11 protein-coding genes are annotated in these 12,290 nt (G+C 73.1%); 8 read left to right on the top strand and 3 right to left on the bottom strand.

What is annotated here, in order from left to right:
- Positions 1-21: 21 nt before the first annotated feature.
- From ABCS02_RS16385 to ABCS02_RS16375, 3 genes are all read left to right on the top strand, one after another.
- Positions 22-342, top strand: a complete 321-nt coding sequence (locus ABCS02_RS16385; RefSeq protein ID WP_345836731.1) for a WhiB family transcriptional regulator — start codon at positions 22-24, stop codon at positions 340-342.
- 71 nt (positions 343-413) lie between these two features.
- Positions 414-3,689: a glycosyltransferase gene (locus ABCS02_RS16380; protein WP_345836730.1), complete on the top strand. Its 3,276-nt coding sequence runs from the start codon at positions 414-416 to the stop codon at positions 3,687-3,689.
- On the top strand, positions 3,682-5,112 hold the full coding sequence (locus ABCS02_RS16375) for a DUF5719 family protein (protein ID WP_345836729.1): 1,431 nt from the start codon (positions 3,682-3,684) through the stop codon (positions 5,110-5,112). The genes ABCS02_RS16380 and ABCS02_RS16375 overlap by 8 nt, the downstream gene beginning before the upstream one ends.
- A 25-nt stretch (positions 5,113-5,137) precedes the next feature.
- On the opposite strand, the gene ABCS02_RS16370 is transcribed toward ABCS02_RS16375, so the two are convergent.
- Complete coding sequence (locus tag ABCS02_RS16370) at positions 5,138-5,581, bottom strand: metallopeptidase family protein (RefSeq protein ID WP_345836728.1); 444 nt, start codon at positions 5,579-5,581, stop codon at positions 5,138-5,140.
- 42 nt (positions 5,582-5,623) lie between these two features.
- Between ABCS02_RS16370 and ABCS02_RS16365 the strand changes: the two genes are divergently transcribed.
- Genes ABCS02_RS16365 through ABCS02_RS16350 form a run of 4 tightly spaced genes read left to right on the top strand, consistent with a single transcriptional unit; the run spans position 5,624 to position 9,379 of the window.
- Positions 5,624-5,836: a DUF3499 family protein gene (locus ABCS02_RS16365; RefSeq protein WP_345836727.1), complete on the top strand. Its 213-nt coding sequence runs from the start codon at positions 5,624-5,626 to the stop codon at positions 5,834-5,836.
- Positions 5,837-5,860: 24 nt separating this feature from the next.
- Positions 5,861-7,303, top strand: a complete 1,443-nt coding sequence (locus ABCS02_RS16360) for a phosphomannomutase/phosphoglucomutase (protein ID WP_345836726.1) — start codon at positions 5,861-5,863, stop codon at positions 7,301-7,303.
- Between the two features lie 43 nt (positions 7,304-7,346).
- Positions 7,347-8,828 carry an adenosylhomocysteinase gene (ahcY, locus tag ABCS02_RS16355; protein ID WP_345836725.1) on the top strand — a complete coding sequence of 494 codons (1,482 nt, stop codon included), beginning with the start codon at positions 7,347-7,349 and terminating at the stop codon, positions 8,826-8,828.
- Positions 8,828-9,379, top strand: a complete 552-nt coding sequence (locus ABCS02_RS16350) for a GNAT family N-acetyltransferase (RefSeq protein ID WP_345836724.1) — start codon at positions 8,828-8,830, stop codon at positions 9,377-9,379. Before ahcY ends, ABCS02_RS16350 begins: the two co-directional genes overlap by 1 nt.
- 20 nt (positions 9,380-9,399) lie before the next feature.
- Here the strand turns inward: ABCS02_RS16350 and ABCS02_RS16345 are convergent, their stop codons facing one another.
- Positions 9,400-10,302: a cyclase family protein gene (locus tag ABCS02_RS16345; protein WP_345836723.1), complete on the bottom strand. Its 903-nt coding sequence runs from the start codon at positions 10,300-10,302 to the stop codon at positions 9,400-9,402.
- A 46-nt stretch (positions 10,303-10,348) separates the two neighbouring features.
- Entirely contained in the window at positions 10,349-11,212 is an 864-nt protein-coding gene (locus ABCS02_RS16340) for an RDD family protein (protein WP_345836722.1), read from the bottom strand.
- A 17-nt stretch (positions 11,213-11,229) separates the two neighbouring features.
- Between ABCS02_RS16340 and ABCS02_RS16335 the strand changes: the two genes are divergently transcribed.
- On the top strand, positions 11,230-12,225 hold the full coding sequence (locus tag ABCS02_RS16335; RefSeq protein ID WP_345836721.1) for a stage II sporulation protein M: 996 nt from the start codon (positions 11,230-11,232) through the stop codon (positions 12,223-12,225).
- The last annotated feature ends 65 nt before the right edge of the window (positions 12,226-12,290 follow it).

Below are 12,290 nucleotides of genomic sequence, written 5' to 3'. Positions count from 1 at the left end.
GTTAGAGGGTGGGGAACCGATATGGCAATTCCTGAATATCGTTCTGGGGTACCCGACGACTGGTTCGTGGATCCGGTGCGACTCGGGGTTCCGGGAGTCCGGGCGGCTGTCGAGGACGACAACCCGCTCGCCTGGCAGTCCGACGCCCTGTGCGCGCAGACGGATCCGGAGGCGTTCTTCCCCGAGAAGGGCGGCTCCACTCGCGACGCCAAGCGGATCTGCACCTCGTGCGAAGTCCGGTCCCAGTGCCTCGAATACGCGCTCGCCAACGACGAGCGGTTCGGGATCTGGGGCGGCCTCTCGGAGCGCGAGCGCCGCAAGCTCCGCAAGCGCGCGGGCTGAGCCGGGTCGAATACGCGCCGCGCCCGATGCACTACCGGGATCGGCGCAGCCCCAACTTAGGCTGACTCCCGATGTATCCGAGAGTCACCGCCATCGTCGTCGCCCCGAGCGGCGGCACCAGCCTGCAGCGCACTCTCGACGCCCTCGCGGCACAGACCCGACAGCCGGACGCCGTGATCGCCGTCGACTGCGCGAGCACGGACGACGCCGCCCGCCTCCTCGCCGACGCCAAGCCCACCCAGCTCCTCCGCAGCCCGGAGAAGCTGTCCTTCGGCACGGCCATCGCCACCGCCGTGCGCGTGCTCCCGCCCACCACCTCGTCCGATGAGCTGCTCTGGCTGCTCGCCCACGACACCGCGCCGGAGCCGGAGGCCCTGGCGGCGCTGATCGGCGCGCTGGAGGTCTCGCCGTCCGTCGCCGTCGTCGGCCCCAAGCTGGTCGACGCCGAGGACGCCGCGTTCATCCGCGAGTTCGGCGAGTCGATGACGCCCTTCGGCGCCTCCCTCCCGCTGGTCGAGAACGAGCTCGACCAGGCCCAGCACGACGGACTGAGCGACGTGCTCGCCGTGTCGTCCGCCGGGATGCTCGTCCGCCAGCCGGTCTGGGACGCTCTCGACGGCTTCGACCCGGCCTTGCCCGCCGTCGACACCGGGCTCGACTTCTGCACCAGGGCGCGCCTGGCCGGCTACCGCGTTACGCTCGTCGCCCAGGCCAGGGTCGCCGTCGGCGGCGACGGCGTGGCCGGCCCCAACCTGTCCCGCAAGTGGTCGGTGCGCCGCAAGCTCGCGGGGGAGCGCCGCAGGGCGCAGCTCCACCGCCGGATGGTCTACGCGCCGGGCTGGGCGCTGGTGCCGCACTGGCTGTCCCTCGTGCCGCTGGCGATCCTGCGCTCCATCCTCCGCCTGCTCCGCAAGGAGCCCGGCTCGGTCGGCGGCGAACTGGGCGCGGCCTTCCGGGTCGCGTTCTCCGGCATGGCGATCGGCAGCGCCCGCCGCCGGCTCTCCCGCGCCCGCACGGTCGGCTGGGCGGCCATCGCGCCGCTGCGGCTGCCGTTCGCCGAGGTGCGCCGCGGCCGCGCCCTCAAGCGGGAGGCGGCGATGGTCCGCCAGCAGGGCGAGCGCCAGGAGCTCGACTTCTGGGGCGCAGGAGGCGGCTGGGCGGTGCTCGCGATGCTGGCCGTCGGCGTCCTCCTCTTCTACCCGCTGGCCGGCTCCGGGGCGATCACCGGCGGCGGGATGCTGCCGCTGAACACCTCGGTCGGCGACCTCTGGGCGAACCTCGGCTACGGCTGGCGCGACATCAACCTCGGCTTCACCGGCGCCGCCGACCCATTCTCCGCCGTGCTCGCCGTGCTCGGCACCCTCACCTTCTGGCAGCCGAGCGTCTCGCTCGTCGTGCTCTGGCTGCTCGCCCTGCCGCTGGCGGCGCTCGGCGCCTGGCTCGCCGCCGCGCGGCTGACCGTCCGGCCGACCCTCCGGGCCTTCGCCGCCGTGGTCTACGCGCTGGCGCCGACCCTGTTCGTCGCGCTGCAGGGCGGCCGTCCCGGCGCCGTGCTCGCGCACATCCTCCTGCCGTGGCTGTTCTTCGCCGGCCTCGCCGCGCGCCGGTCGTGGACGGCCAGCGCCACGACGGCCCTGATCGCGGCCGCGACCGTCGCCTGCGCCCCGGTGCTCATCCCGGCGCTCGTGATCGCCTGGATCGCCGCCATCGTGTTCGCCGGCCGCCGCGCCGCGCGCATCGTCTTCATCCCGCTGCCGGCCGTCGTGCTGTTCGCGCCGCTGGTCTGGCAGCAGGCCTCCCGCGGGGCCTGGCTGTCGATCTTCGCCGACCCCGGAGTCCCGCTCGACGCGAGGCAGACGCCGGCCTGGCAGCTCGCACTGGGCTTCCCGGACGGCGCGCTCGGCGGCTGGCACGCCCTCGCGCACGCGTTCGGGCTCGGCGCACTGCCGAGCACGATCATCGTGCCCATCCTGCTCGCGCCGCTCGGCATCCTCGCGATCCTCGCGCTCTTCCTGCGCGGGACCGTCCGCGCGGTCGTGGCGCTGCTGGTCGCGCTCGCCGGTTTCCTCACCGCCGTGACGGCGCTGCACATCGAGCTCGAGGTCTCCGGGTCCGCGGTCGTCCCGATCTGGCCCGGGAGCGCCGTGAGCCTCTACTGGCTCGGACTCATCGGCGCCGCCGTGCTCGCGCTCTCGGCGCTCCGGCGCGGCGCGCTCGCACCGGCCTGGGTCGCGATGGTGACCATCGCGATCGCGGCCGTGCCGTCCGCGCTCGCCACGCACGACGGCCAGGCCTCCGTGACGGCGAGCGACGGGCGGACGATGCCGGCGGTGGTGACGGCGAAGGCCGCGACCCAGCCGCGCACCGGCACGCTGCGGATCACCCCCCAGCCGGACGGTGGCATCCGGGCGGAGATCGTCCGCGGGGCCGGGCAGACCCTCGACGGTCAGACCACGCTGAGCTCGACCGAGCGCTCGCTGTCGTCGGGACAGCAGGAGCTCGCGACGCTCGCCGGGAACCTCGCGTCCCGCAGCGGCTTCGACGCCTCGGGCGAGCTGAAGCGGCTCGGCATCGACTTCGTGCTGCTCACCCCGTCGGCGACGGCGCTGGACGAGCACGTGGGCGCCAAGCCGGACACCACCGCGGCCGACGCGACCCGAGCGCGTGCGGCCGTCGCGATGGACGCGAACGCGCTGCTCGCACCCGTCGGCCAGACCACGACCGGCTCGCTGTGGGCCTTCGACCGCGGAACGACCGTCGAGCCGCCCGCGGCGCTGATCCCGCCCGACGCGGGCGGGATGTGGCGCGTGATCGTGCTCCTCGTCCAGGGGCTGATCGTCGGCTTCACGCTGCTGCTGGCCATCCCGACCACGCGGTCCGCCGACCGGGTCTCCGAGCTGAACTCCCGCCGCCCTGCGCGCAAGCACGGCGGGGAGCCTCCTGCCATCGAGCCGGACGACGAGCCGGTCCCGCCGTCGGACGGCGACGTCCCCGTCGCGGGCGAGAGCCTGGACGAATGGGACGCCGAGCCGGAGGACGAGGCCGTGGTCGAGTCCGCGGACGAGGACGAGGCCCGCGAGGCGCAACCGGAGCCGGAGGAGACCACCTCCCCGAAGCCGGAGCCGGAGCCGGAGCCAGAGCCCGAGCACGAGTCGGCGGCCCCCGCGGCCCCGGTCGAGGAGCCCGAACCCATCGCGCCGGAGCCCGCCACCGGCCCGAACGCGACCGCGCACGACTTCGCCCTCCAGGCCGCCGTCTCGTTCGAGGCCCCGACCACACTGGAGGACGGCCTCGACGAGACCATCATCCGGCCCCGTCCCGCCATCGAGAGGAGCGACCGTGGCTGACCGCCGTGCCCTCGCCCAGGGCGGCGTCCGCGCGATCGGAGGCGTCGTCGGCATCGGCATCGCCGCCGTCGTCATCGCCGGTGCGACCCTGCTCCCGCTGTCCGGCTTCGCGATCGACGCGCCGTCGAAGACCGTCCACCCCGTCCCGGCCGACCAGCAGCGCGTCTGCCCCGGTCCCGCGCTCGCCCTCGCCGCCGACGCCGGCCAGGCCTCGCAGCCGAGCGCCATCGGGCGGTTCTCGACCGTCTACGGCACCGACGGGCCCGACACCCAGACCAGGAACCTCAAGCCGGACGCCTCGACCGACTCGGCCGATCAGGCCCCGCTCGCGCTGACCGCGGCGACCCCGCAGGGCGCCACCCGCCCTCCGCTGTTCGCGGGAGCACAGGTGCAGGGTGTCAGCAGCCCGGACCTCGCCGGGCTGGCCGCGGCCTCCTGCGCCGAGGCGAGCGCCGACAGCTGGCTCGTCGCCGGCGCGACCACCCTCGGCCAGACCAGCCTCGTGCTGCTCTCCAACCCGACCTCCGTCGACGCGACCGTCAACCTCGACATCTACACCGAGACCGGCCGGGTCGCGGCGCCGGGCGCGACAGGCATCGTCGTCCCCGCCGGCGCGCAGAAGGTCGTCCCGCTCGCAGGCCTGGCGCCCTCCGCCACCGCGCCCGTGGTCCACGTGACCACCACCGGCGGCGCCGTCGTGGCCACCATGCAGCAGAGCTTCGAGCAGGGCATCGACCCGCGGGGCGTGGAGCTCGCCGGCCCGACGGGCGCGCCCTCCCGGGTGCAGACCATTTCCGGGGTGACCATCGCCTCGCTCGCCGCCGTCACCGCCGCGCAGTCGGCGGAGGCGGTCAGTGTCGAGTTCCCGACCGTGCGCGTCTTCGTGCCGGGGACCCAGGACGCCCAGATCACCGTCGGCGCCGTGGGGGAGACCGGAACCGCCGCGGGCAACTCCTACGCGCAGACGGTGAAGGCGGGCAACGTCGCCGAGATCCCGCTCGACCACCTCAAGGACGGGAACTTCGACGTCACCGTGCGATCGAGCGTCCCCGTCGTCGCGGCCGTCCGCACCTCGGTCATCGGGACCAAGACGCGGGACTTCGCGTGGTTCGTGTCCTCCCCGCCGATCACGGACTCCCAGCTTGTCGCCGTGCCGCCGGGACCCGGCCCGCGCCTGCACTTCGCCAACGCCGCCGACAAGGACGTCAAGGTGAAGATCCAGCCGGAGTCCGGCCCGCCGATCGCGCTCACGGTGCCGGCGGAGGGCGGGATCGGCGCGGCGGTCCACAGCGGCCGGTACACGATAACCGGGGGCGACGGCCTCGTGGTCGGCGTCAGCTTCACCGGCGACGGGCAGACGAGCGCCTTCGCGGTCTCGCCCGCCGGCCCGCTCGCGGCCCCGATCGAGGTCTACCCGCACTGAGGCCGGGCCGCGACCGCGCTTCGGCTCAGAAGTGCCGGAAGCGGTCGGGCGCGAGGTCCCACGGGTCCTTGCCGAGCAGCTCGGCGACGGCGCGGAAGACGCAGCCCTCGATGTACATCCGGCGGTGGAGGTCGTCGTCGCGGTGCAGCTTGGTCAGCCGCTGGATCGGCACGCGGTACAGCACGACGCGCCGGCGCGCGTGGTCGACGTACCAGCGGTCGACGCCGTCGCTCCCGGTGTTGCCCACCGGCGTGGCGGCGACCTCGAAGTGCACGTCGGCCAGTTCCTCCGGCCAGACGCCCTTGAGGTAGTCGGCGGTGGAGGCCACGGTCATGTCGAAGAAGTCGATGCGGTTCTGCAGCATCGGCAGATGCGGCCCGGTGACGGGCCCGCGCGCGCCGCGTCCGTGACGGCTGCGCCACCGGCTGGTCGCCGGGGGGTTGCTGCTGGTGCGGCGGTTGCGGGGCATGTCGCAATCCTACGTCGGTGGGGCTCGGGTAGTCTGAGGCCGATGTTGAGCCGCCCGTGTTCCCGTGTCGCGTGTCCGCGCGACGCTGTGTCGACGCTCACCTACGTCTACGCGGACTCGATGGCGGTGCTCGGCCCGCTCAGCCTCCACCACGAGCCGCACTCGTACGACCTGTGCGCCATCCACGCGGAGCGCCTGTCCGCGCCGCAGGGCTGGCAGATCGTCCGGCACGAGGTCTTCGGCGACGTCAGGTAGGGCCCGATCAAGTAGTGTGACCGGGTGCACACATCTGACTCGATCGACGACTACCGCGACGCCCTCTCCGGAGTGATCAAGACCTACGATGTGCGCGGGCTGGTCGGCAGCGGCCTGACCCCCGAGATCGTGACCGCGATCGCCGCGGCCTTCGTCGACGAGATCGGCGCCGCCGGCTCGGAGGTCGTCGTCGGCCACGACATGCGCGACTCCTCGCCGGAGTTCGCGGCCGCGTTCGCGCGCGGCGCGCAGGCCCGCGGGGCGGACGTCGTGTCGATCGGGCTGTGCTCCACCGACGAGTCCTACTTCGCCTCCGGCGCGCTGCAGGCGCCCGCCGCGATGTTCACCGCGAGCCACAACCCGGCCACCTACAACGGCATCAAGCTCTCCCGCGCCGGCGCGCAGGGCCTCAGCATGGACACCGGCCTCGCCGCCATCCGCGACCGTGCGGCCGTCTACCTGGCCGAGGGGCTGGAGCCCGTCGCCGAGCCAGGCTCCTATCGCGAGCAGGACGTCCTCGCCGACTACGCCGCGTACCTGCGCGGCCTGGTCGACCTGAGCGGCATCCGCCCCATCAAGATCGTGGTGGACGCGGGCAACGGCATGGGCGGACTGACCGTCCCCGCCGTGCTCGGCGAGGCCGCGGGGCTGCCCGCCCTGCCCATCGAGATCGTCCCGCTCTACTTCGAGCTCGACGGCACCTTCCCGAACCACGAGGCGAACCCGCTGGAGCCGGCGAACCTGGTCGACCTCCAGGCGGCGGTCGTGGAGCACGGCGCCGACCTCGGCCTCGCCTTCGACGGCGACGCCGATCGCTGCTTCGTCGTGGACGAGACCGGGGGCGCGGTGTCGCCGTCCGCCGTGGCCGCGATCGTCGCCCTCCGCGAGATCGACCGCGCCCGCGCGGAGGACCCGGACGCCGAGATCACGGTCATCCACAACCTGATCACGTCCAACATCGTCCCGGAGACGATCGAGGCCGCGGGTGCGACGGCCTACCGCACGCGCGTGGGCCACTCGCTGATCAAGGCGGCCATGCGCGAGTCGGGCGCCGTCTTCGGCGGCGAGCACTCGGCGCACTACTACTTCCGCGACTTCTGGAGCGCCGACAACGGCATGCTGGCCGCGATGCACATGCTGGCCGAGTTCGGTGCGCAGGAGCGCCCGCTGTCCGAGCTGGCGGCGGAGTACACGCCGTACTCGCAGTCCGGCGAGATCAACTCGACGGTCGAGGACGTCCCGGCCGCCTACGCGCGCGTCGTGGAGGCGTTCACCGGCCGCGCCGAGTTCGACGAGCTGGACGGCCTCACGATCACCGGCTACACGGACGAGACCGAGCCGTTCTGGTGGTTCTCGGTGCGCCCGTCCAACACCGAGCCGCTGCTGCGCCTGAACGTGGAGGCGGCGGACGCCCCCACGATGACCCGCATCCGCGACGAGGTGCTCGCGCTCGTCCGCGCCGAATAGCCATCCGGCTGGCGCGACAGGCCGCGCATGGGAGAATGACGGCATGCCTTCCGCCGTCACTGACACGTCCCTGCCGTTCCGCGTCGCCGACCTCTCGCTCGCCGAGGCGGGCCGGCACCAGATCCGGCTCGCCGAGAACGAGATGCCCGGCCTGATGGCCCTCCGCGAGGAGTTCGGCGCCTCCCAGCCGCTCGCCGGCGCCCGCATCGCCGGCTCGCTGCACATGACCGTGCAGACCGCCGTGCTCATTGAGACCCTGGTGGCCCTCGGCGCGCAGGTGCGCTGGGCGAGCTGCAACATCTTCTCCACGCAGGACGAGGCAGCCGCGGCCATCGCGGTCGGCCCGCACGGCACGGTCCAGGCGCCCGCCGGCGTCCCGGTGTTCGCCTGGAAGGGCGAGACCCTCGACGAATACTGGTGGTGCACCCAGCAGATCTTCGACTGGAGCGCGGAGGCCGCGGCCGCCGGCGCCGACTGGACCGGCCCCAACCTCATCCTGGACGACGGCGGCGACGCCACCCTGCTGGTCCACAAGGGCCGCGAGTTCGAGCTCGCCGGCGCGGTTCCGGCCGACGCCGAGGGCGACAGCCACGAGTACCGCGTCATCCTCGCCGCGCTGCGCGCCTCCCTGGCGACCTCTCCCGACCGCTGGACGCGCGTGGCCGACGGCATCCTCGGCGTCACGGAGGAGACCACGACCGGCGTCCACCGCCTGTACGAGCTGGCCAAGCACGGCGAGCTGCTGTTCCCGGCGATCAACGTCAACGACTCGGTCACCAAGAGCAAGTTCGACAACAAGTACGGCATCCGCCACTCGCTGCCGGACGGCCTGAACCGCGCCACCGACGTGCTCATGGGCGGCAAGGTCGCGTTCGTGGCCGGCTACGGCGACGTGGGCAAGGGCGCGGCGGAGGCGCTGCGCGGCCAGGGCGCCCGCGTCATCGTGAGCGAGGTCGACCCGATCAACGCCCTCCAGGCCGCGATGGACGGCTTCCAGGTCACCACGCTGGAGTCGGTCATCGACCAGGTGGACATCCTCATCACCGGCACGGGCAACGTGAACGTCGTCACGCTCGACCACATCCTCGCGATGAAGCACCTCGCCGTCGTCGCGAACGTCGGCCACTTCGACAACGAGATCGACATGGCCTCCCTGGAGGCGCTGCCCGGCGCCGAGAAGGTGGAGATCAAGCCGCAGGTGCACGAGTGGCGGCTGCCGAACGGCCGCAGCGTCCTGGTGCTGTCCGAGGGCCGCCTGATGAACCTCGGCAACGCCACCGGCCACCCGAGCTTCGTGATGAGCAACTCGTTCGCCAACCAGGTGCTCGCCCAGCTGGAGCTCTTCGTCTCGACCGAGGACTACCCGATCGGCGTCTACGTGCTGCCGAAGCACCTGGACGAGAAGGTCGCGCGCCTCCACCTGGCCGCCCTCGGCGTCCAGCTCACCACCCTCACGGACGAGCAGGCCGCCTACATCGGCGTGCCGGTCGACGGCCCGTACAAAGTCGACCACTACCGCTACTGATGGCGCTCGACTTCGCAGACCGGGAGCTCCCCGGCGGCCTCCTCCTGCGCCTGCGCCGGGAGGAGGACGCCGCGGCGCTCGCCGCCGCCTACGTCCGCAACCGCGGCCACCTGGCCCCCTGGGACCCGACGCGCTCGGAGGAGTTCTTCACCGAGGCCGGGCAGCGAGCCCGCACGCTGGAGCTCCTGGCGCTCCGCTCGCTGGAGACCGCGGTGCCGCTCGTGATCGTGGACGGGGATGAGATCGCGGGAGGCATGGACCTCAGCAACATTGTCCGCGGCGCCTTCCAGAGCGCGATGGTCGGCTACTGGCTCGACCGCGACCACACCGGCCGCGGCCTGGCGTCGGTGGCGCTGTCGGCCCTGCTCGACGCCGCCCGCGACGACTACGCCCTGCACCGCGTCCAGGCGGCGACCCTACTGGCCAACCACGCCTCCCAGTCGGTCCTCACCCGCGCGGGCTTCGAGCGGATCGGCGTCGCGCCGAACTACCTGAAGATCGCCGGGCGCTGGCAGGACCACGTGCTGTTCCAGCGGATCCTGCACGACTGAGCGGGGCTCAGGAGGGCTCGTCACACCTCCGCGAACGCCCGCACCGGGAACGTCCCGAACCCCTCCACCGCCGGCGGGGCCGCCGTGAACCGCGCCCCCCGCGCCGGCAGGTCGCCCAGCCGCGTCAGGTGCTCCACCACGTGGATGCCGTGCGCCAGCAGGATGCTGTGCGCCGGGCGTGAGCCGCCGCTCTCGGTGTCGTCGATGTTCAGGGAGTCGATCCCGACGAGCGTCACGCCCGCGTCGGCGAGGTGCTGCGCGGCGGCCTCCGTGAGGTACGGCGCTCCGGACGCGTAGGCCGGCGTCCCGAAGCGGGTGTCCCAGCCGGTGTGCAGCAGCACGGCTGTGCCCGCCAGGTCGCGGTCGAAGAACACCGAGGCGGGGATGCCGCGCTCGGCGGCGTCCTCCAGGTGGAACACCTCGGCGGGCAGCCCGACCAGGGTCGCGAGGTCGAGCGAGGCGAGATCGCCGCCGTCCGCGTAGCGGTGGTACGGGCTGTCGATGTACGTGCCGGTGTTGCCGATCATCGTGATGACGTCCATCGCGAACTCGGTGCCGGGGGCGTAGCGCGCGCGGGAGTCCTCCCGGGTGAGGTGCGGGGTGATGACCGGCTCGGGGAGGCCCGGGTAGGTGACCAGTCCGGCGCGGATGCGGTGGCTGAGGTCGACCACGCGGCGCGCCGGGGCGTCCGGCGACGGCGTCGCCATCCCGCGGCTGCCGCGGTGCGGCTCGGCCACGATCCGCAGCCCCCGCAGTTCGACGGCGCCCACGAGCGCCAGGCCGAGGTGGCGGACGAAGAGCTCCGCGACCTCCGCCTCGCCGATCGACGCCGACGGCACGTCGAGTCGGAACCCCTCCGCGGTCAGGCCGCCGCCGTTGACGAACGACACGCTCGCGTCGAAGTGGGCACGGTACTCGGTCATCGGCGCTCCTGGGTGTGCGGGAGGGGACGGGTCAGCGGCCGGCGGGTCAGCGGTCCGGGAAGGAGTGCGGCAGCGCGTCGAGCACCGGCTCCAGCCCCTGCAGCCGCTCGGCCTCCAGCGCCAGGCCGGCGGCGTCCCGCTGCCGGCGGAGCACGGCGACCGCGACGAGGAACGCCTCGGCGTCGACCTGCGGCAGCGGCGACACGTACGGCGCCGCCTCCCGGGCCAGCTCGGTGCTCAGCCCGTACCTGGCCGCGGCGGTCAGCTGCGGGGCCTGCCGGACGAACTGAGCGATCCGGCGCGACAGCCGGTCGGGCAGCCTCCCGACGTCCGCGTTCAGCGCCCAGCCCGCGAGCTGCGGCGGCAGGTACAGCGTGAGCGGCTGCGGGTGGGGGACCCGCTCCAGCTGGCTGTAGGTGCCGGCCAGCAGGTCGCCGAGGCGCTTGGAGCGGGAGTTGAGGAGGCCGGTCAGGGCGGCGATGCCGCCGAAGCTCAGGTAGATCTCGAGCACACCGGCGAGGGCGCGGATGAACGCGTGGCGGAAGCCGGTCGCGCCGCCGTCGTCGCGCACGATGCGGGCGCCGACCGCAAGCCTGCCCAGCGAACGTCCGCGGGTCAGCAGCTCCATCCCGGTCGGGATGATCACCGTCCCGAACACGAGGATGAGGATGACCAGCGCGCGCTGCAGCGCCTGGTCGAGCCCGCCGCCGGTCCCCACCAGGAGCAGGATCAGCCCGAGCATGACGAGCATGGAGAACAGCCAGTCGATGATCGTCCCGGCCGCGCGGAGGATGTAGCTCGCCGGCTTGACGTCGAGGGTGACGGCCTCGCCCGTGACCAGCTCTCGCTCGGGCGCAGGCCCGGTGGCCGAAAGGCCCCCACTCGGGAGGAGGGGCGCGGATGCCGTCATGGCTATCATTCAAGCAGATGGATCTCGACGCATACACTGCCGCGCACAGCGCCGACTGGGACAGGCTCTCCCGGCTGGCCCGCCGCCGTCGCCTGGACGGCCGCGACGCCGACGAGTTGATCGACCTGTACCAGTCCGGGGCGGCCGATCTGTCGGCCATCCAGACCAGCGCAGGCTCGACCGCGGTGGGTGACAGGCTCTCGGTGACGCTCGCCTCGGCGCGGCTGCGCTTCACGGGCGCCGGCTCGAACCTGTTCTCGCAGGTCCCGCGGTTCTTCGCCCTCCAGCTCCCGGCGGCGCTCTACCGGATCCGCTGGATCGTGCTGGCGGTGGCGGTCGCGACGGTCATCGTATCCACGCTCTACGCGCTGTGGATCACCGGTAACCCGGAGGTGCTGCGCAACCTCGGCGACGATGCCGCCCTGAAGCAGTACGTGAACCACTCGTTCGTCGACTACTACTCGAACAACCCGGCGGCGTCCTTCGCCGGCCAGGTGTGGACCAACAACGCCTGGATCGCCGCGCAGTGCATCGCGTTCGGGATCACCGGGCTGTGGGTGCCGTACGTGCTCATCCAGAACGCGGTCGGGATCGGCACGGCGGCGGGCGTCATGTTCGCGTACGGCCGCGGCGACGTGCTGTTCTCGTACATCCTGCCGCACGGCCTCCTGGAGCTCACCAGCGTGTTCGTCGCCGCCGCGGCGGGCCTGCGGATCTTCTGGGCGTGGATCGCGCCGGGCGCCCGCACGCGCGGGCAGGCGCTCGCGGAGGACGGCCGCGCGCTGTTCACGGTCGCGATCGGGTGTGTGATCAGCCTGTTCGTCTCCGGCCTGATCGAGGGCTTCGTGACGCCGTCCGCGCTCCCGGTCTGGCTGAAGATCGCCATCGGCGCGCTCGCGCTCGGCGCGTACCTCTTCTACATGCTGTTCGTCGGCGGCCGCGCCGTGCGCGCCGGCGAGACCGGCGACCTCACCGAGTTCGAGGCCGGCGACCGCCGCGTCGTCGCCGGCTGAGCCCTCACGATTCGTGGCGCAAGGCGCGGGTAGGGGCGGCGAAAACCCCCAACGGGGCCGAAGTT

The organism is Microbacterium sp. X-17 (genome assembly GCF_039615055.1).
This window is presented reverse-complemented; position numbering and strand designations above follow the sequence as displayed.

Coding starts and splice junctions, on each gene's coding strand:
- ABCS02_RS16380 (WP_345836730.1), top strand. CDS start 414: ATGTATCCGAGAGTCACCGCCATCGTCGTCGCCCCGAGCGGCGGCACC.
- ABCS02_RS16365 (WP_345836727.1), top strand. CDS start 5,624: ATGTTGAGCCGCCCGTGTTCCCGTGTCGCGTGTCCGCGCGACGCTGTG.
- ABCS02_RS16385 (WP_345836731.1), top strand. CDS start 22: ATGGCAATTCCTGAATATCGTTCTGGGGTACCCGACGACTGGTTCGTG.
- ABCS02_RS16340 (WP_345836722.1), bottom strand. CDS start 11,212: ATGACGGCATCCGCGCCCCTCCTCCCGAGTGGGGGCCTTTCGGCCACC.
- ABCS02_RS16345 (WP_345836723.1), bottom strand. CDS start 10,302: ATGACCGAGTACCGTGCCCACTTCGACGCGAGCGTGTCGTTCGTCAAC.
- ahcY (WP_345836725.1), top strand. CDS start 7,347: ATGCCTTCCGCCGTCACTGACACGTCCCTGCCGTTCCGCGTCGCCGAC.
- ABCS02_RS16335 (WP_345836721.1), top strand. CDS start 11,230: ATGGATCTCGACGCATACACTGCCGCGCACAGCGCCGACTGGGACAGG.
- ABCS02_RS16350 (WP_345836724.1), top strand. CDS start 8,828: ATGGCGCTCGACTTCGCAGACCGGGAGCTCCCCGGCGGCCTCCTCCTG.
- ABCS02_RS16370 (WP_345836728.1), bottom strand. CDS start 5,581: ATGCCCCGCAACCGCCGCACCAGCAGCAACCCCCCGGCGACCAGCCGG.